Origin of the sequence: Nostoc sp. ChiQUE01b (assembly GCF_034531255.1) — a bacterium.
Taxonomy (GTDB): domain Bacteria; phylum Cyanobacteriota; class Cyanobacteriia; order Cyanobacteriales; family Nostocaceae; genus Nostoc.
In genome coordinates this window covers 121,775-140,156 of sequence record NZ_JAVRBM010000015.1, presented here as the reverse complement: position 1 = coordinate 140,156, position 18,382 = coordinate 121,775, and the positions used below count along the sequence as shown (strand labels likewise).

At 43.9% G+C, this 18,382-nt stretch carries 17 protein-coding genes and 1 pseudogene; 7 read left to right on the top strand and 11 right to left on the bottom strand.

Annotated elements, in window-relative coordinates:
* Positions 1-46 precede the first annotated feature (46 nt).
* Positions 47-874, top strand: a pseudogene (hslO, locus tag RMY63_RS13000) (Hsp33 family molecular chaperone HslO); the annotation flags it as partial.
* A 161-nt stretch (positions 875-1,035) separates the two neighbouring features.
* Entirely contained in the window at positions 1,036-3,123 is a 2,088-nt protein-coding gene (locus tag RMY63_RS12995; protein ID WP_322729092.1) for a chromosome segregation ATPase, read from the top strand.
* Positions 3,124-3,135: 12 nt separating this feature from the next.
* Here the strand turns inward: RMY63_RS12995 and RMY63_RS12990 are convergent, their stop codons facing one another.
* The 6 genes from RMY63_RS12990 to RMY63_RS12965 all read right to left on the bottom strand — a co-directional run bounded on the left by RMY63_RS12990 (position 3,136) and on the right by RMY63_RS12965 (position 7,660).
* Complete coding sequence (locus RMY63_RS12990) at positions 3,136-3,486, bottom strand: hypothetical protein (RefSeq protein WP_322729098.1); 351 nt, start codon at positions 3,484-3,486, stop codon at positions 3,136-3,138.
* A 40-nt stretch (positions 3,487-3,526) separates the two neighbouring features.
* Positions 3,527-4,405, bottom strand: a complete 879-nt coding sequence (locus RMY63_RS12985; RefSeq protein WP_322729091.1) for an NAD(P)-dependent oxidoreductase — start codon at positions 4,403-4,405, stop codon at positions 3,527-3,529.
* A gap of 473 nt (positions 4,406-4,878) precedes the next feature.
* Positions 4,879-6,066: a class I SAM-dependent methyltransferase gene (locus RMY63_RS12980; protein ID WP_322729090.1), complete on the bottom strand. Its 1,188-nt coding sequence runs from the start codon at positions 6,064-6,066 to the stop codon at positions 4,879-4,881.
* Between the two features lie 218 nt (positions 6,067-6,284).
* Complete coding sequence (locus tag RMY63_RS12975) at positions 6,285-6,821, bottom strand: hypothetical protein (RefSeq protein WP_322729089.1); 537 nt, start codon at positions 6,819-6,821, stop codon at positions 6,285-6,287.
* Positions 6,822-6,935: 114 nt separating this feature from the next.
* Complete coding sequence (locus RMY63_RS12970; protein WP_322729088.1) at positions 6,936-7,325, bottom strand: VOC family protein; 390 nt, start codon at positions 7,323-7,325, stop codon at positions 6,936-6,938.
* A 47-nt stretch (positions 7,326-7,372) separates the two neighbouring features.
* Positions 7,373-7,660, bottom strand: coding sequence for a hypothetical protein (locus tag RMY63_RS12965; protein WP_322729087.1), 288 nt, complete (start codon positions 7,658-7,660; stop codon positions 7,373-7,375).
* A gap of 255 nt (positions 7,661-7,915) precedes the next feature.
* On the opposite strand from RMY63_RS12965, the gene RMY63_RS12960 reads away from it, so the two are divergent.
* Positions 7,916-8,389 carry a carbohydrate kinase family protein gene (locus tag RMY63_RS12960; RefSeq protein WP_322729086.1) on the top strand — a complete coding sequence of 158 codons (474 nt, stop codon included), beginning with the start codon at positions 7,916-7,918 and terminating at the stop codon, positions 8,387-8,389.
* On the top strand, positions 8,376-11,036 hold the full coding sequence (locus RMY63_RS12955) for a glycoside hydrolase family 65 protein (protein ID WP_322729085.1): 2,661 nt from the start codon (positions 8,376-8,378) through the stop codon (positions 11,034-11,036). The genes RMY63_RS12960 and RMY63_RS12955 overlap by 14 nt, the downstream gene beginning before the upstream one ends.
* A 113-nt stretch (positions 11,037-11,149) precedes the next feature.
* On the opposite strand, the gene RMY63_RS12950 is transcribed toward RMY63_RS12955, so the two are convergent.
* From RMY63_RS12950 to RMY63_RS12930, 5 genes are all read right to left on the bottom strand, one after another.
* Positions 11,150-11,422 carry a hypothetical protein gene (locus RMY63_RS12950; RefSeq protein WP_322729097.1) on the bottom strand — a complete coding sequence of 91 codons (273 nt, stop codon included), beginning with the start codon at positions 11,420-11,422 and terminating at the stop codon, positions 11,150-11,152.
* 177 nt (positions 11,423-11,599) lie between these two features.
* Positions 11,600-13,732 carry a glycoside hydrolase family 10 protein gene (locus tag RMY63_RS12945; protein WP_322729084.1) on the bottom strand — a complete coding sequence of 711 codons (2,133 nt, stop codon included), beginning with the start codon at positions 13,730-13,732 and terminating at the stop codon, positions 11,600-11,602.
* Positions 13,733-13,921: 189 nt separating this feature from the next.
* Complete coding sequence (locus tag RMY63_RS12940; protein ID WP_322729083.1) at positions 13,922-14,494, bottom strand: HdeD family acid-resistance protein; 573 nt, start codon at positions 14,492-14,494, stop codon at positions 13,922-13,924.
* A 223-nt stretch (positions 14,495-14,717) separates the two neighbouring features.
* Positions 14,718-15,269 carry an alpha/beta hydrolase gene (locus RMY63_RS12935; protein ID WP_322729082.1) on the bottom strand — a complete coding sequence of 184 codons (552 nt, stop codon included), beginning with the start codon at positions 15,267-15,269 and terminating at the stop codon, positions 14,718-14,720.
* Positions 15,270-15,347: 78 nt separating this feature from the next.
* Positions 15,348-15,563: a bromodomain-containing protein gene (locus RMY63_RS12930; RefSeq protein ID WP_322729081.1), complete on the bottom strand. Its 216-nt coding sequence runs from the start codon at positions 15,561-15,563 to the stop codon at positions 15,348-15,350.
* A 478-nt stretch (positions 15,564-16,041) separates the two neighbouring features.
* Here RMY63_RS12930 and RMY63_RS12925 point away from each other — a divergent pair, with 478 nt between their 5' ends.
* From RMY63_RS12925 to RMY63_RS12915, 3 genes are all read left to right on the top strand, one after another.
* On the top strand, positions 16,042-16,503 hold the full coding sequence (locus RMY63_RS12925) for a pyridoxamine 5'-phosphate oxidase family protein (RefSeq protein WP_322729080.1): 462 nt from the start codon (positions 16,042-16,044) through the stop codon (positions 16,501-16,503).
* Between the two features lie 236 nt (positions 16,504-16,739).
* A complete protein-coding gene (locus tag RMY63_RS12920) occupies positions 16,740-17,291 on the top strand; it encodes a hypothetical protein (RefSeq protein WP_322729079.1) in 552 nt (183 codons plus the stop codon).
* 302 nt (positions 17,292-17,593) lie between these two features.
* Entirely contained in the window at positions 17,594-18,205 is a 612-nt protein-coding gene (locus RMY63_RS12915) for a DUF411 domain-containing protein (protein ID WP_322729078.1), read from the top strand.
* Positions 18,206-18,382 lie beyond the last annotated feature (177 nt).

Sequence of the window (18,382 nt, the reverse complement as noted above, 5' to 3'; positions counted from 1 at the left end):
TACATTGTCGCAGTTTTTGATCCCATTTTTTCAGATTTTGTGAGAAATCCGCGAAGAAGCACGGCAGCGCCACAAGCTTTCTTATGTGGCAACGGCAGCACTAGGTCGGACTATGACGGCGGGCTTGTTAATGGCTTCTAGTATGAAGCGAACTGGCTCAAGGGTGAATGTCCGCGTTAAGGGCGATGGGCCTTTGGGTGGCATATTAGTAGATGCAGGCTTAGATGGTACGGTACGCGGATATGTTGGGAATCCATCTGTAGAATTGCCTCCCAACGCCAAAGGTAAATTAGATGTTGGTGGTGCTGTGGGTAGCGGCTACCTCTACGTTGTGCGAGATATTGGTTATGGTTATCCTTACTCTAGTACTGTAGAACTAGTTTCTGGCGAAATTGGTGATGATGTAGCTCATTATCTGGTGAATTCCGAACAAACACCTTCGGCTTTAGTTTTAGGTGTGTTCGTGGGAGCAGCGGGAGTAACTGCTGCTGGAGGGTTACTGATACAAGTATTGCCCAAAGCCGCCAGAGACGAAGCTTTAGTAGAAACGTTGGAATCACGGGTTTCTGGTCTAGCAGGATTTACGCCATTGTTGCAAGCTGGGAAGACGTTACCTGAAATTTTTGGTGACTTATTGGGAGACATGGGGTTGGAAATCTTTTCCGAACGCCAAATGCTGCGCTTCCACTGTGGTTGCTCTTTTGATCGCGTTTTGGGGGCACTGAAGATTTTGGGAGAAGCTGAACTGCAAGATATGATTATTAAGGATGATGGTGCTGAGGCAACTTGCGACTTTTGCGGCAACGTCTATCAGGCAAGTAGCGATCAGTTAGCTCAACTAATTTGCGATTTGCAAGCCGAATCTGCTGTTTGAGGATAAAGTATAAAATAACACTGATTTTTCAGATTGATCATGGTACTCTGTAGAGAGAGATAATCAAAAAAGTAGCTTTTTAATGACGAGAAAGTTACTATGTCAACAATGGAATTATCAACCTAAAGACAGAGCGCTATTCAATTATTTTGGTGTGAGAGATGACAGAGCGGGATATTCCAGACAGTTGGTCAAGAGCCAGTGGAAGAGAGCCAGATCAAAACCAAAGATTATCCCGAACAGAACAATTCGGTGAAACTCAGCCATTTGATGTCCCAGCTACTGGTTCTACCTCCAAGTCAGTGAAGCGGCGAAAAAAAAACCATACGAAAGGATTACCTATAAATAGTCATTCAGAAGAAACTGCCCAACTCAGTAGTACTTCTGGGAAATGGCCACGCTGGATGAAAAGCTGGACATTGTGGCTAGTACTACTAATGTTGATTCCCGGCAGTGTAGGATTCTTGGCAATGGCAATGCTTTTCAAGTTGCCAGCTGCCCCTAATTGCCCATCGATTTTCTGGCCGCTAGCTAGTGCTTCTGTACGACTACATTGCGCTCAGTTAGCGGCTTCTAAGCAAACAGTGAACGACTTATTGCAAGCGATCGCTCTGGTGAAGCAACTACCACAAAATCACCCGTTGCATGGAGAAATCGATCGTTTCATTGAAGAATGGTCGCGGGATATTTTGAAGCTAGCCGATCAAAGTTTCCAAACTGGGAATTTGGAGGAAGCGATCGCCACTGCTCGTAAGATACCCGAAGATGTAGCAGCTTATAAATTAGTTGATGAACAAGTTGACAAATGGCAGTCGATTTGGTCAAAGGCTGAAGCCACATACAACGGTGCGATCGCCGAAGTAAAAGAACGGCGCTGGCAATCGGCGTTCATGTTATCCGCTAAAATGCTGCGTGTAGACAATCAATACTGGGCGGGTACTAAATACGACCAATTGAATCGTCTCATTGCCACAGCACGGGAAGATGGCGATAAGTTAGGAAAAGCCGAAAGTTTAGCAAACAGCAAAGTAGTCGATAACATCCTAGAAGCGATCAAGTTAGCCGAGTCCATTGGGCAGGAAAGTTACATTTACCAAAAAGCTCAGGAAGCAATTCCGGCATTTGGACGCAAAATGTTGGAATTGGCACAGGCGAAACTAGACAAGCAAGATGCGGATGAAGCACTCGATATTGCTAGGCAAATACCGGAAAGTGCGAAACTGCAAGGCGAAACTGATGACTTTATCGCCATAGCTGACGCCAAAAGGAGTGCTTGGATCGGTAATGTTTCTGGTTTAGAGGCAGCGATCGCTCAAGCACAACAAATCGATCCCTCCAGACCAGTGTATAACGAAGCACAGCAACTAATTGCTCGTTGGCAGTTGGAAATTGAAGATGTTGCCCATCTGGAAAAAGCGAGAATATTGGCTAGCCAGGGAACAGTCCCTAATTTAACCGCAGCGATCGCCCAAGTCCAGCTGATTCCTGCTAGTAACCCTAGAGGCGCAGAAGCTAGACAAGAGATAGGTCGCTGGAATGCCCAAGTGGAGACAATTGAAGACCAACCTTACTTAGACCGCGCCGAACAGATCGCAATATTCGACGATATTAACTCCTTGCAAGCTGCGATCGCCCAGGCCAGCGAAATTCGTAGAGGTCGTGCATTATATCCAGAAGCACGGAAAAAAATTCGTACTTGGGTAGGAAAGATTGAGCGAATTCAAGACCAACCTTATTTAGATCGAGCACAAGAACTGGCTCAAAGTGGAAATCTCACCGCCGCCATTAGCACAGCTCAACAAATTGCCTCATCGGGAAGGGCGCTTTCACAAGAAGCACAAACTGCGATCAATGACTGGGAAAGGGAAATCCGCACTAGAGAAAACTGGAAAAAAGCCCAGGAAGTGGGGGTCGCTGGCACTCCAGAAGCTTTAGTTGAAGCAATACGACTGGCGGATCGAGTTTCAAACAATAGCATCTTACGTATGGATGCGAATCAGGCTATTGACCAATGGAGTCAACAATTATTAGAAATAGCACGCACTCAAGGTCAGTCTGATATTGCTAGAGGGATTGATATTGCCAAATCGATTCCACGCGGTAGTGCTGCTTACAGTTCAGCGCAAGAGCAAATAAAGACTTGGCAGGAATTTCTCAATCCTCAACCTGAACCTCAGCCTTCGTCTGTGCCTCAGCCTCAGACTGAATCTCTGCCATTTCCCCAATCAACTACTACTAATGGCCAGTAATATCCTTGTGAACTACCCAGACTTACCTACGGCTGAAGTCTGAGCTTCTGTACTCATAGGCGACTGCCTCAAATGAGACTTTCGTCCCATTGTTGGTCTTACCTCTCCTCCTACAGCAGAGACGGCTGATAGCGAAGCGTTAGCGAGTCTTCTCCCACAGGGAGACGCCAAGGGCGAACGAGCGTCACCATCCGCCCTTACGGGTTCGCCAGTTGCTCTACTTGGGGAGGCAGTGCGTTGGACGGGTTCCCCGGCTTGAAGCAACTGCCGTGAGACCCCAAGATCGCACTGGCTCACCTTTAGCATTCTGATTCCCTCTGCTCTAATTGGGTATAAACGGACTTGGATCGCTTTGTGTAGCACTCAATATCACCTCCTTGATTCTCTTATTCTCTACAAAAATTTATTCTCCGATCGCTTCTCCCCATTCCTTAATGACTGAAAATAGTGATGAGTAATCATCATCAGCAAATGACATTTTTACGGCTGTTTGCAAGATTTGCCGCACTCCTTTAATACTGCTGAGATCCAAACTCTGAGATTTCGCTTCCGAGATAAATAATTCCGTATCTTTAAGCAAGTGTTTTGTAGGGAAATTGGGATCGGCATAATTGCCATCTAACATCCGTTGTAACTTTTTGTCAAAGGTAGGTGCGTAAAGTGGACTATCGCGCAAGATTTGCATAAACACATCCACATCGACACCTTGACGCTGGACAAAAGCTAGACTCAGAGCAAAGCTAGTTGTTAAAGAAGCTATTAGTTGATTTAGTGCCAATTTCAGCGCCGCCGCAGATCCCACTGTCCCAATAAGTAAAGGTTCTGTCCCAAAATTTTGGAGTAACTTCAAGTGGCGTTCGTATTGTTCTGCCTCGGCCCCTACCATAACATTCAACTTGCCAGCTTTTGCTTCTGGGATACTCCCTAATACGGGCGCTTCTAAGTACTCACCTCCACCAGCAACAACTGCATCTCTAATTTCCTGGCTTTCTGTGGGCGTAATTGTTCCCATTTGGATGATTGTACGTCCTTCCAAAGTTTGCGAAGCAGTATCTGAAAGCAAGACATTATAAATGGCTGGGGCATTAGTCAACATGAGAATTACGCACTCAGCAGCACTAATGGCGTGGCGGGGATGTGTAGCAATTTCAGCCCCAGCTGCTTGTAGTGGTGCTAATTTTTCTGAGGTACGATTGTAGGCAACTAGCTGTATATCTGCGGCTAATAACCTTTGAGCCATTGGTAGTCCCATCAGTCCAGTTCCCAGAAATGCCACCTTCATTTTTTACGTTCCTTTAATACAGCGTCACCGATAGCGTTCGCGTAGCGTCTCGTAGAGAAGCGTAAAGCTTTTGGCATAGCAACTCTTAGAGAGGCTGCGCCAACGCTTAGAGCGAGTCTTCTCCCAGAGGGAGACGCCAAGGGCGAACGAGCGTCATAGCCCATCACGAACATCGCATTGTTTGATTCAAATTCGGTTGGGAAGTAATAATTTGAAATTTCAAATACAATCCTAAATCCCAGTTTTCTTACTCCCTAACTCTGGCAATCAACCACCGGCAGCAAAAGTCAACATTATTATCACTGAAAGTAAAATACCGGGGGTAAGTAGTGTTACCAGCATTAACAGGTCATGAGTGGACATAATTATTACTTTGGTAGTGTATTTAACTTTACAGTAATCACTGTTATGCTAGTCCAAATAAGACTGATACTGCATTCTTAAATAGAGTTTTAACTTTTCTTTCTTTACGCTTACTCTGGTAGGATCAATCCTTTTAATGGTTGAGAAATTTCTGTCTTGTCCAGACCTTTGCTCTGAATCAAGACTCCAAAGCCGCCGAGTCCTGTGGGATCTATAAGTTGGTGTAGTGCGTCCCGATGCTGTAGTAACTGCGAGAGAGATCGTTTTTGATCAGAAAGGGCTGCAATCCGATCGCCTAACCCCAATGCCATCAAAAACAATCCCTGCTGGATAAAACCAACATTCTTTAAGTTACACTTCTGGCCCCAGCGTTCTAAAGCTGTAAAGTCAACATGGGCAGTGATATCTTGTCCCCCAATATTAATATAAGGGTTATCATGGAAACGATGTTGGTAATAACACTGTAGTGTTCCCTGCGATCGCCTGGGATTATAGTAACGACTGGCGGGGTAGCCATAATCAATTGTTAACACATAGCCGTGCTGCAAGCGGTCTGCTACTATACTCAACCAGTCTAGAGCAGCTAAATTAATTTCACTACGGTAGCCATCGGGATATGCACTTTGGGTTAAGTTTATTTCCAGTAAATCCAAATGTTCAGCTAGTTGGGGCGTTGAAGGTTCCCCTGTGACTTCCACAAATGATGGGCATGGGGCATTGGTTTCTTTTTCATTCTGATTTGTGGTTACATAAATTTCTCGGAGTTCTCCCGTTTCTAGGATGAATTGATGCACGGGGAACGCATCAACTAACTCATTAGAGAAAAAGCAACCAGCGATCGCATTTGGTGGTATATCTTCAAAATTGCACCAACGCACAGGGAAATCTTGCAAGCGTTGCTGCTGTTCTTGTCTTAAAGTTGGAGACTTTTCAATAATGATGTACTCCAGCGCGGTAAAAAAATCTGGGTAGTGCTGTTGATGATATTTAAGGATATGCAATGCCAGCAATCCTTGACCTGCTCCCATTTCTACCAGAGAAAAGGGTAGAGGTTTTCCTAGAATCTCCCACATTTGCAAAAATTGTTCTGCTAGTAACTCGCCAAAGTCAGAGCAGAGGTTGACAGAAGTGAAAAAATCACCACCTTTAAAGCCAATTTTGAGTGCATCGCTGGAATAGTAGCCGTATTCAGGTTGGTATAATACCATGTCCATGAATTGGGCGAAAGTAATTCGTTGCTGGGGACTGGTGGTAATGTAATTGGCGATCGCAGCACACAATGCTGGATTTGAATCCATAAATTTGAGGTTTAAGATTGGGGAATAGAGAAAAATAAATGAATTATGAATGATGTAAAACAAAATTCATAATTCATTATTTCCCTAATGGTCTACAAACCCCATGATATCGACCACTGTGGTATAAGCGCTGGCATTTATTGACAGACAAAACTGGGGAAGTTTGCAGTTCGGTGCGATCGCCACAAAATGGTTCAGCACTTATATACCTCAAATCCTTATTTTGTCAATACATCTTTCAAAGCAGAAATCGAGGGTGCAAAGAAGTAGCCGCCACCAGTAGGGATTACCCAGTCTTCAGGTGCAGTCAACTCCTTAGTTTGAGGTTTATTTTGGTCATCCTCAAGATGGATAAAGAACTTGCGTGTGCGATCGCCATTTAGTTTATTATTTTCACTTTGACCAATAATCGGATCGTGACCAAGAGTTAATTTACCTTCAAACTCATGACCTTTAGCCGCCTCCTCACTAAAGTTTGGATTGTTAGCCCATAACCTGGTGACAAACTCAAATTGATCTACAATCGAAGTCTGATAAGCCAAAAAGTGGAGACCGCGATCGACAAAGTTCCGGTCTTGTAGCGGATTATTTGGCGTTGAAGGAGACACCGGGCCATAAGGAATGCCACGACGGAGCAAGCGATGTGTTTGAGTCGTCACTTCACTGCGATCGATATCAATCTCGTCAGAATTAGGGACTTTCCCTCCTGGTGTTTTGTCATTGCGTGGATAAGTCTTGCGGGTATGGGCGGTCATAGAAGTATGGAACGTGGCTAGAGGCTACGGTAATTATAGCTTTGCTTGTTTGATGCCCGAATCAATGAAAAACTTGCGATATGGGAATTACCAATTTCAAGATAGCGATCGCTATTAGCCACTCACCAACGACACTAGCACACCATTGGGATCGCGGACACGAGCAATAGTTTTTCCTCCAGGCTGAGATTTAGGGGCATCTAGTGTTTTTGCACCAGCGCTGATCGCTCTCATATAAGCGCTGCCAACATCAGGAGTAATAAATGATATCTGGATTAATGCCGGTGGTTGTGTAGCGTCGTTGGGATGGCAGCCACCAGGAAATAACTTCTGTGCTTCGCTACTAGAAGAGAAAGCTAGTGTGGTATTTCCGGTTTCGATTTCCGCCCAGATAGATTGTCCTTTATCCTGGAGAGTGCGACGAACCAGACCAAAGGCTTTTTCGTAAAACTCAACTGTTTTAACTACATCGTCTACCCAAATGACCGTGTAACCAAATTTCATAATTCTTTCTCCTTATTAGAAAGGTTTTATAACCCAATACGGTTCAGTTAAGGAAATTTCTCCCTTGAGGCAGGCAGGGGGAGCAGGGGATGCAGGGGAAGCAGGGGGAGAAAAAAAAGCTTATCTGAACCGTATTGTTTTATAACCCACGGAAGTGGGTTTTGTCTGGTTAGGGCATCAAACCACTCAAATCCATAAAAGCCCATATCTGTGATTAGTAAACCACCTACTGGCAGCTGTTGTGTGATTGGTTGCCACCAGTTGGTTTGATTACGTTTAGCATCGGTGTCGAAAAATACCGCAACTGGGCGATCGCTAAATCCCTCCACTACCATCAGCATCTTTCCCCCTAATACTGCACCTGTTTAAAGAATTACCCTACCTTTTGGCTTAAATCTGAACTGGGATCGGGAGCAGTTTGCGTAGGCGTAGCCCGCCGTAGGCATCGCGGGTGCTTCAGAGTGAACTTAAGCTAGATGCTTGTCTTAATAGAAAACGCTTTAATGCAACTAGTGAGATTGTTTTCGCAGTCTGGCAACTGACAATCTTCATTGAGAGATTAACTATTTAATCTAAAAATACAAGACATCATGACTCAGGGAAGCATAATATCTCTCGGTAGCGTTAATGCTGATTTTCAGGTACGAGTCGATCGCCGTCCAAACCTCAGTGAAACGCTGCTTGCTAGTGATTTTCTTCAACTGAGTGGAGGCAAGGCTGCTAATGTTGCCTATCTTGCTCGGAAACTAGGTCTTCCTGCTGTGCTTATTGCTCATGTCGGTACTGACACACTGGCAGAACAGGCGCTCAAACCCCTCCGGGAGATTGAGGTAGACCTTCAATATGTAAATACAATTGAGGGCAAACCGACGGGTGTTTCGATGATTACTGTACCCCCTGATGGTAAAAAGGGAATTATCTTAGCTGGAAATGCAAATAACATCTGGACAAAGGAGGATATTGCCACCGTCACCCGGTATGGTTCTCAACCAGCCTATCCGACGCGATCGGAAATTGATACCATGTTCCAACGACTCGCACCCCAAGCTTATGTTCTCTCATAACAACACTCACGACTCCAAAGATGCTTGGAGCTTAGTTTTTGATGGGTACGATCCAAAAGATGAAGGGCATCGGGAAGCACTCTGTGCGCTGGGTAATGGCTATTTTGTCACTCGTGCGGTGGCGATCGAGGCGACAGCCGACGAGATCCACTACCCTGGAACCTACCGGGCAGGTCTTTATAACCGCTCGGTAACATGTGTTGAAGGTGAAGCGTCCGATGATGAATCGCTGGTCAATCTACCCAACTGGCTGCCGCTAACATTTCGCATTGATGGCGGAGACTGGTTTTCCATTGATACGGTTGAAATTCTGACTTACCGCCAAACGCTGGATCTCAAAGGTGGGGTTCTGCATCGTCAGATCCAATTTCGCGATCCGCAGGGACGACAAACCACGCTGCACGAGCAACGGTTTGTCAGTATGGCTCAACCCCACCTTGCTGGATTGCAACTTCAGCTAACCGCCGAAAACTGGTCAGGTGAGCTGGAAATTCGCTCGGCGATCGACGGACAGGTGACGAACAACAATGTCAAACGCTACGAACCTTACAATAAGCAACATCTGGAGCCATTAACAACTGGAACCATTGAAGAAGCAAGGGAGCAGGGGGCAGGGAGCAAGGAGGATAGTTCAGGTGGGGTCGAATCCTCACCTGTTGCACTAGCTTCCCGCTCTTTACGAGAACCACATATTATTAGAAGTGGGGGAGAAGAGGACAAGAAGCAGGAAGCGGGGAGAAAAGGAGAGAATTCTTTCCCCCTGCCCCCTCTTCCCCCTATCCCCAGAAGGGGCCCCGAGTCCCCCTGCCTCTTCGTTCAACCAGAGGGCATTTGGTTGCTGGTGCGAACCAAGCAGTCTCGGATCGAGATAGCTATAGCAGCACGTACTCGTATTTTTGTCAATAGCTATGAAGTAAACTTGCCCCGAACTGTCGATCGCAAAACTGCACAAATTGGCGAGCGGTTGCGGTTTCAAGTTGATCAAGGTGTAGTAATCAAAATTGAGAAAATTGCTGCCCTCTACACCTCCCGTGACCACGCGATCGCTGAAACGGCTTCAGCAGCAAGGCAAGCAATCTTGGACGCTCCCAGCTTTGCCGAACTCCTAAATGCTCATCAATTTGCCTGGAAACGGCTGTGGATGCGCTGTGATATTGAGCTTGAACCAGTGGAAAATTTACGGGCGTTACGGTTGCATATCTTTCATATCCTGCAAACAGTTTCGCCTCATACAGCCGATTTAGATGTGGGAGTCCCGGCGCGGGGGTGGCACGGGGAGGATTATCGCGGACACATTTTTTGGGATGAAACCTTTGTGCTGCCGTTTCTTGCCTGCCGTTTTCCAGAAATTGCCCGCTCAATGCTGCTATACCGTTACCGTCGCCTGAGTGCAGCAAAAATTCTCGCCCATCAACACGGCTACAAAGGTGCGATGTTTCCCTGGCGCAGTGCCAGCACCGGACGTGAAGAGACACCCCGTTTTCAGTTCAACCTGCTTTCAGAGCATTGGATGCGCGATCGCACAAACTTGCAGCATCACATTAATGCCATCATTGCCTGTAATCTGTGGCGTTACTACAGCCTGACGAACGATCTTGCCTTCCTGATGGATTACGGGGCAGAGATGATGGTTGAGATTACCCGCTTTTGGGCCAGTATTGCCACCTATAATCCTGAGTGCGATCGCTACGAAATCTGTGGGGTAATGGGGCCGGATGAATATCATACCGCTTACCCAGATGCCGAAACTCCTGGTATCAACAATAACACCTACACAAACGTCATGGCTGTCTGGACGCTCTGCCGAACGCAAGAAGTCCTGGATCTACTGCCAGCTTCCTGTTGTCGTGAATTCTGCGATCGCCTCAACTTGAGCCAGGAAGAAATCAACCATTGGGATATTGTAAGCCGGAAGATGCATATAGTTTTTGGCGACGACGGTATTTTAAGCCAGTACGAAGGGTTTGATCGCTTGCAAGAATTTGATGTGCAGTCGTTCTGTAATCAGCAGGTGAATTTAATCCTGGAGGCAAAAGGGGATGATGTCAATCGCTATCAGGTTAGCAAGCAAGCAGATACCGCAATGCTGTTCTTTTTACTGTCTGAGACAGAATTAACAACATTACTAGAGCGTAATGGTTATTGCTTTAATCAAACACAAATGCAGGAAACGATCGCTCATCATCTCCAGCATACGGTGCATGAGTCCAGCCTCTCCCGACTTGTGTATGCTGGGGCCCTTGCCAGATGCGATCGCGAAAAATCCTGGCAGCTATTCATAGAAACACTGTTTGCCGATTTATCGGGGGCGAGTAGTCAAGAAGCAAAAAATGGCATCCACTTGGGAGCAATGGCAGGTACACTCCATCTCCTTCAGCACCATTACCTTGGGTTACACGCTTACGGCGGTAACATTTGCCTCGATCCATTCCTTCCAACTTCACTAAACCGATTTCACGTTAGCCTTCAGCATCAAGGCAACGATTTAGAAATTGAAGTCATCGACAGTCATCTAAATATAATAGCATCGCCAATTAACTCATCATCCGTCCAAATTGTTTGCCGGGGTGATGTGATGGATTTACAACCTGGTACTTCAATCACTTTTAACCTGCTAGATTCGGTTTACTCAGTTAAAAGCCAATAAAAGGGACTAGTACCGCAAGGCGGAAGTCAAAAGTCAAAAGTCAAAAGTCAAAAGAATTGTATTCCGGGCTTTTGCGCCATTTGAAATGGTATGTTTATTTCCGCCGTGTTGTACTAGGGATTAGGGATTGGGGATTGGGTTTGCAAGGGATAAGTTTTGTCTTCATGTGCCAACAACAAACTAACGCTGTTTTGATACAACTTGCCATCATCATGAGAAACATTTTCTAATGAGTGGATGCCGTTACGCGATCGCTTCCACTGTTCGTTGTATTGCTGCTTCTGCTGTTCAAAAGGAAGATTAAGCGATTGAAATAGTGTGGAAATCGAATTGTGCAGGCTAGTACCAAATGCCAGCCCTAAAGTAAACTCATCACTACCATCTATCGCAACTTTTGGGTGGGCATAAAAAAGCCAAATGTTTCAGGATTCGTAATTCTACATCCATTGCCCTGCTTACCTTTCAGAGTTTTTTCTTTTAATCCTTTTATTCAGAATACTCGGAAAGTGACACAAGAGGGATATATCTATAAAAGTTACCCTGAATCTGGGCAGCACTTTTGTTCAACTAACTGTAATAACTGTTCCCACGCTCTCATTGGCTAATCTATCCACTGCACAAACGGCATAAGTTCCCGCTTGTTGGACGGTAGCGAAGGTTGTGCCAGCAGACAAAATTCGCCCAATTGTCCAAGTATCGCCACTCAGCCGATAAAGTGTCCAGGAACGAACTGGCTGATTATCTCCAGGCTGCCAACTCAGTTTGCGGTTATTGACTTGTAGTCCAATGGGTGGAGATGGTGGTGTTGTATCTTGCCAAGGCAAAGTTGGTGGTAGCGCAGGTTTGTTATACAGCAGACTTTGAAATTTCTCAGCAATGCCTTGACTATTTTCTGTCAAAACACTGAGATTAAAGAAGATATTCCCCAGTGATAACTGTCCAGCTTGGCTACGACTAATTTTCACCTGTTTTTCAATCTCATCACTCTCCCGACTCTTGTTGCTTGGTTCTGTCAGATTGTTACCAGCGTAAACGTGTCTTTGCTTTGTGTTTACCTGTGTCCACCACTTTAGCAATGCTGGATAACTTTGTTGTGGTTGGTCTGTACGCCAGTAAAGTTGAGGAGCGATATAATCAATCCAGCCTTCTTCTAACCATTTCTTTGAGTCAGCATACAGCACGTTGTAAGCATCCAATCCAGTAATACCAGCGGGTTGTCCGGGGCGATAAATCCCAAAAGGACTGATACCAAATTTAACGTCAGGTTTGGTTGTTTTAATCCCCTGCCAAAGGCGCTGTACCATTTTGTTAACATTGTCCCGTCGCCAGTCGCCAAGGCTGAGTGTACCACCAGCTGCTTTATATGCGGCGTAGGTTTTCTCATCGGGGAAAGGTTGTCCCTCAATGGGATATGGATAGAAATAATCATCTAAGTGAATGCCATCAACGTCGTAGCGCTTCACTACATCGAGAATTACGTTATACGCCCTATCCTGAATTATTTTTAGTCCTGGGTCCATCCAGCGTTGTGTTTTCCACAAATAAACGCTTTCTGGATTGGTAGCTGCGATGTGGGGACGGACTGTTTTAGTTGGGTCGGTGGAAGTGCTAGCGCGGTAAGGGTTAAACCAAGCATGAAGTTCAAGATTATGCTTATGACATTCTGCGATCGCAAACGCTAAAGGATCGTAAAATGGTTCTGGTTCTTTCCCTTGAGTTCCTGTAATCCAAGCACTCCAAGGCTCTAATTTAGATTCATACAAAGCGTCTCCCTCTGGTCGCACTTGGAAAATCAGAGCATTGAAGTTTAGCGCTTGTAATTTAGTAATAATCTCGGTAAGTTCTGCTTTTTGTTGAGCAACAGAAAGTCCCGGTTTGGAAGGCCAATCACCATTCCACACAGATACTACCCATGCTCCCCGGAACTCCCGATTATGATTTACCCTAACGCTACCGACAGGTGTGGGTGTCGGCGTTGGTGTTGGTATTGGTGTTGGTATTGGTATTGGTATTGGTGTTGGTGTTGGTATTGGTGTTGGTGTTGGTATTGGTGTTGGTGTTGGTATCGGCGTAGGCGTTAATATTGGCGGCTGTACTAGGTAACTAGAGGCAATTTTTTCTGCCTGACCTAAATACACCAAAGCTTGATAAATAATCACTGCTACATCTGCACGGGTAGCTGCGAGATTAGGATTGAGTAATTTAATATTTGGGAAACTAACTACCAAGCCAGCGCTGGTAGCAATAGCTACGTGATTTCTACCATACTCAGGAATCTGAACAGAATCCTGATAAATTTGTGAGAGTTTTGAGAGAAGGTCAGGTTTAACTTTGGTGGCAATTTCTAAGCCTCCTACCAAGGAAACTAAGACTTCTACTCTAGTAATTCGGTTAGTAGAACGGAAAGTTTTATCAGGAAACCCGCTAATAAATGCTTTTTCGTAGGCTGTTTTGATGGCGGCTGCTGCCCAAAAATTTGTGGGTACATCAACAAAGGGAACATACTGCCGCTTCTTGGAAACTGTCCCAAATGCGTTAGTAATAATAGCGGCAAATTCAGCACGGGTAAGTGAATTATCGGGGCGATAAGTGCCATTAGGCAACCCATTGACAATACCACGTTGGGCTAAGGCTGTAATAAATGAGCGTGCCCAATGGTTTTGAATATCTGAGAATGGAGTAGCAATAGATACCATTGTTAATTGCAGCTAGCTGGCCTTGATTTTGATTTCCTTAGTTAATTTAGCAATTTTGTTGGCGTAGGCATCGCTGCTGCAATGTCTTGCAAACTTTGACTACTCAAGTTTGGGAATGGGGCATTGGGCATTGATAATTGCTCTTTCTTATCCCCTATTCCCTATTCCCCATTCCCCATTCCCTATCTACTAAGTAGCGTTTGCAGTTTGGTCAGGAGGATTCGAGGTAGAACGCGCATTCAACGCCAGCATTACGCGTGAAATACCAGTAAAAATAATGCTGACACCAACTAGTGTACCCAGAAGCCAGGGTGCATTGAAGGGCCATTGGAACCAAATCATTGCGCCTAAGACCAGCGTAATAATCCCATCACCTAGTACCCACGTCCAGTTCTGTTGCGGACGTAACCGGAATGCCAGAATTAACTCGAATGTGCCTTCAGTCAACAAAAATGTACCAAGTAACAGAGTCAGTGTGAGCACACCTGTAAAAGGATAAACAAACAGCATGATGCCGGTTGCAATATAAAGCCCGCTCAAGAGAAGTTTCCAAATAAAACCTCCTCGTTCGCGGGTTTGAGTGGCATAAACTATTTTTGTAAATCCGGCGAAAATTAAAATCACTGCAATCCAAGTTTCGGCGAATATGGTCGAGAGATTAGGCGCTGCGATCGCAATAACCCCTAAAATACTCAAGAGAACACCTGTTATCAATGACCCATTCACATTCTTGTTAGTTTCTCTAGAAACATCGTTTGTCATAAAAATCCTTTTCCTATTCTTAGACTAAACTCTACATTTAGGTTAGGGAATTTTTAATTCACAGGGTATGAACCCTAAGATAGACTCGTCAGTATTAACTTCATTGCGATCGTGACTAAAATTTACGACTATTGAGATACTAAATCAATCATCTGATAACAACTAGATTCTCTCTAAGTGACTTTTGACTTTTGACTTTTGACTTCCCCAAAGGGGCTGACCCTTATAAGAGTTCTGCAAGATTGCTTAGGCGTTCATAAACAGATATAAGACGATCTCCTTCAAGTTCAACAGAAGTATTTGGATAATTCTGAATGGCTCCAAGTAGTGTAACTTCACCATTTTGTTCAATAGACGCACTTAAAGCGCTTCGCAGTGCCTGCTGGTCTAGTTGTCCTGCGGGAGGGTGAACTACCTCACCAATTTGATTAACTAAAATTGGCCCTGCCCAACTAGACAGTAAGCTATTTAAAAAGGCAGCATCAGCTTTTATTGGAGCTTTCAGTGCCTTACGAGCTACTGCTGGGTCTTGTTGCGCCGCCTGTAAATAAGCTTTTAATGTTGGGGTAGTTTTGCCAGTTTCTGTAAACTGAGTTAATTCTTCAACAGATATTTGCCCCTGAAAAGTACCATATTTTAAAACAACTTGCTCGGCAGCATTAGCATTAGTAGTTGAGAATAAAACAATAGCGCTTACACCTAAAGCTATTGTCTGAGTGAGTAACTTAGTAAATTTCTTATTATTTAATCGATTGAAAAGTTGCGAAATCTGCATTTTGTCAAACTTGATAATGGTATAAAATCGTATCGAGTAAACATAGGCAAAAAATGCCTATGTGCCTATGTTTTAGTATTAAACCTTGCCATTAGGTGAAGCTGCATGAGGTAGTATGGATTTGTCTTCGTCTAAAGTTGATGCAGGTACGCCCAAAAGCTTCCTTGTAGTTTCTTCAGCAAGCTTTCGGTCTTGTTCGTTCTCGAACTGACTCTCATCTAACAAATGAGAATTTTTTGCTGCTTCGTCTCGGCTTGGTCGATAACCATTTTTCCACCTGTACTTCCAGTCCATAATTTTAAAGGCAGCAAATATACTGCAATTTTATTTCCTAGTTGTTTATAGTAGACGCTGAATGGAAAGTAGTACTCCTGCTATGGGTTGAAGAGGCTCATTCAGAAGGTACAAATTTTACATCATTATAAAGCATACTGAAAAGTAAAAATAAATACTATTGCTGACCACAGCAAGCTAGGCTTGATTTTGATTTACTTGGTTAATTTAGCGATATGAGAGCGATCGCTGTTGCTGCGCCATATAAAATTTTACAGTTGCAGAATTTGTTTAATTTTATATTTTCATTCATAAATCTATATAATAAAAATATATCTATAGATATAACTAAAAGAACTATTTTTATTATAACTACACCTTTAGGCTCACGCAATTTCAACAAAAAACGTTAATACTAAAAAATAACTTTATCAGTATTAAATTTAGTTGTAATCAAAAATTACAGCCCAGACAACAAATAGAGAAAAAATTACGAACAATGGCAACTTCTACAGACCACGATCAACAGATTCAAAAACTGCGTGAACTAATCAAAGATATTGATTATGGTATGTTTACCACAGTCGATGATGATGGCAGTTTGCATAGTTACCCCATGTCAAAGAGTGGTGAGATTAACTCTGATAGCATACTCTGGTTCTTTACATACACTGGTTCCCATAAGGTGACTGAAATTGAACACCATGAGCAAGTCAATATTAGTTTCTCGTCACCCGAACAGCAGCGATACGTTTCTATCTCAGGTACAGCACAACTTGTGAAAGACCGCAACCAGATGCGAGAGCTATGGAAGCCGGAGCTTCAAACTTGGTTTCCTAAAGGACTAGACGAACCCGATATTGCTTTGCTAAAGGTGAATATTAACCAAGTTGATTATTGGGATAGTGTATCGAGTTTCAAGCCACAAACAATTAGTTTTTTGACTGGATCACGCCTTTAAGTAATTCGTAATTCGTAATTTGTAGTTAACAATTCAATTACGAATTATTTTAAGACGTGTAATTTTTAGACTAAATTGCGACAGTTGTCAGTGGTATTGATGCTCTGGAAGTACTGCGGCAAAATTTAGCGATCGCCCGTGGCTTTCAACCAAAAAAATGCAGCACAAAAAGCCAGAATAGGTCATATCATTTAAGATTTTGGATTTTAGATTGGAAAAGAGTTCCGCGAGGTCTTATGAATTATCTTGTTGCAGTTTTACCAGCTCGAATACAAGCAGAAGCCGCCTACTCTGCTCTAGAAAAAGCAGGGTTGCCAACTTCACAAGTGAATATTTTGGGCAATGGTTATCAAAGTGCTGATGAATTTGGACTAATTGATCCCAATAAGCAAGCTAGCAAACAATCAACTCGGCTGTTATGGTGGCTTGTACCCTTTGGATTTGTTGCAGGTTATGCCTTCAACTATCTCACAGAAATTGAAATATTTTCCCAGGTTACTCGATTTGGCAATGAATTTCTGGCTGGGATCTTAGGAGCTATGGCCGGTGCCTTGGGCGCTGGTTTAATCGGTCGAGGAGTCGGTTTAACAGTTGGCAGTGGCGATGCTTTAGCCTATCGTAACCGTTTGAATGCTGGCAAATACCTAATTGTAGTTACCGGAAATGAGGATTTAACACGCGAAGCTACCCGCCTATTGCGTCCATTTGAACCAGAAAATATTCAAGGCTATACAGACTATTCACAAAACAGCAAACTTGTAGGGAAAGAGACCGGCAAACAAATCTAAATGGCAGGCATTCCTGAATCAAAATATGAATCATGGGACGATCGCTTCAAGAAAAGCGTAGGCGTAGCCCGTCGTAGACATCGCTCCATTTGTTTTCACGAAAAAAGTACATTTTTAGAGATATGAGTGAAAATGAATGTAGAGACATAGCACTGCTACGTCTCTACAAAGATTCTAGATAACGCATATTTAGTTTTACTGATATCTGTATTGTATGTAAAATCGCAGTGTTTTTAAACGCTGAGGGATGCAAAGTAAGCGCAGAGTGTTTTGGAAGCAATGTTGTATTTAGGAAGTATCAGATGTTGCACAAACAATTGATTTATTGCTGGCAAAAATGGTTACTTCCGATCTTGATGCCTGCTACTGTGCAAATAGTGGTTTTAACATTAGGGGTATTGAGCATCTTGGGAAGCACTGCTCCTATGAGTTATGCTCAAGCTGCTTTCCCCACTTATATTACAGGTAAAGCTCAACTGTTAAGTACCACTAGGCACATTCAGGAGCAACAGACACCATCAAAATCAACAGTACTAAATGCCACTGTGTATCGCAGTCCCGATTGTAACTGTTGTGGCGGGTGGATTGAGCACTTAAAGGCACAGGGTTTTAAAATCACAGACTTTTCTGTGCCTGACATCGAAACAGTTAAACAAAAGTATAATGTGCCGGATAACTTGTCATCTTGCCACACAGCAATTGTTAATGGATATGTCATCGAAGGGCACGTCCCAGCAGACGACATCAATCGTCTGCTTCAAGAAAAGCCAAATGTTGTTGGTTTATCTGTTCCTCAAATGCCTGTAGGCACTCCTGGGATGGAGATGGGGAATCGAAAAGACCCGTTTTCTGTATTTTCCTTTGATCGCAAAAACTCAGTTGTAGTATTCAATAAGTATCGTGGTGAGTCCTGAGTAAATTAAGCTGATGCGCGTCTAGATTGTACATTTTTGAAGTTAGACCGTCCTTTGTCATTAGTCATCTGTCCTTTGAAATACAAATGACTAATAACGAATGACCAATGACAGCCTTCTCCTGAAGGAGACGCTGCGCGAACACGATTAAATATACAAATTAAATGCGTAACAGCT

Bases quoted from the DNA above. Each gene is read 5' to 3' on its own strand.
- RMY63_RS12995 (WP_322729092.1), top strand. From the start codon at position 1,036: ATGACAGAGCGGGATATTCCAGACAGTTGGTCAAGAGCCAGTGGAAGA.
- RMY63_RS12985 (WP_322729091.1), bottom strand. From the start codon at position 4,405: ATGAAGGTGGCATTTCTGGGAACTGGACTGATGGGACTACCAATGGCT.
- RMY63_RS12980 (WP_322729090.1), bottom strand. From the start codon at position 6,066: ATGGATTCAAATCCAGCATTGTGTGCTGCGATCGCCAATTACATTACC.
- RMY63_RS12975 (WP_322729089.1), bottom strand. From the start codon at position 6,821: ATGACCGCCCATACCCGCAAGACTTATCCACGCAATGACAAAACACCA.
- RMY63_RS12970 (WP_322729088.1), bottom strand. From the start codon at position 7,325: ATGAAATTTGGTTACACGGTCATTTGGGTAGACGATGTAGTTAAAACA.
- RMY63_RS12965 (WP_322729087.1), bottom strand. From the start codon at position 7,660: ATGGTAGTGGAGGGATTTAGCGATCGCCCAGTTGCGGTATTTTTCGAC.
- RMY63_RS12960 (WP_322729086.1), top strand. From the start codon at position 7,916: ATGACTCAGGGAAGCATAATATCTCTCGGTAGCGTTAATGCTGATTTT.
- RMY63_RS12955 (WP_322729085.1), top strand. From the start codon at position 8,376: ATGTTCTCTCATAACAACACTCACGACTCCAAAGATGCTTGGAGCTTA.
- RMY63_RS12945 (WP_322729084.1), bottom strand. From the start codon at position 13,732: ATGGTATCTATTGCTACTCCATTCTCAGATATTCAAAACCATTGGGCA.
- RMY63_RS12940 (WP_322729083.1), bottom strand. From the start codon at position 14,494: ATGACAAACGATGTTTCTAGAGAAACTAACAAGAATGTGAATGGGTCA.
- RMY63_RS12935 (WP_322729082.1), bottom strand. From the start codon at position 15,269: ATGCAGATTTCGCAACTTTTCAATCGATTAAATAATAAGAAATTTACT.
- RMY63_RS12930 (WP_322729081.1), bottom strand. From the start codon at position 15,563: ATGGACTGGAAGTACAGGTGGAAAAATGGTTATCGACCAAGCCGAGAC.
- RMY63_RS12925 (WP_322729080.1), top strand. From the start codon at position 16,042: ATGGCAACTTCTACAGACCACGATCAACAGATTCAAAAACTGCGTGAA.
- RMY63_RS12920 (WP_322729079.1), top strand. From the start codon at position 16,740: ATGAATTATCTTGTTGCAGTTTTACCAGCTCGAATACAAGCAGAAGCC.
- RMY63_RS12915 (WP_322729078.1), top strand. From the start codon at position 17,594: ATGTTGCACAAACAATTGATTTATTGCTGGCAAAAATGGTTACTTCCG.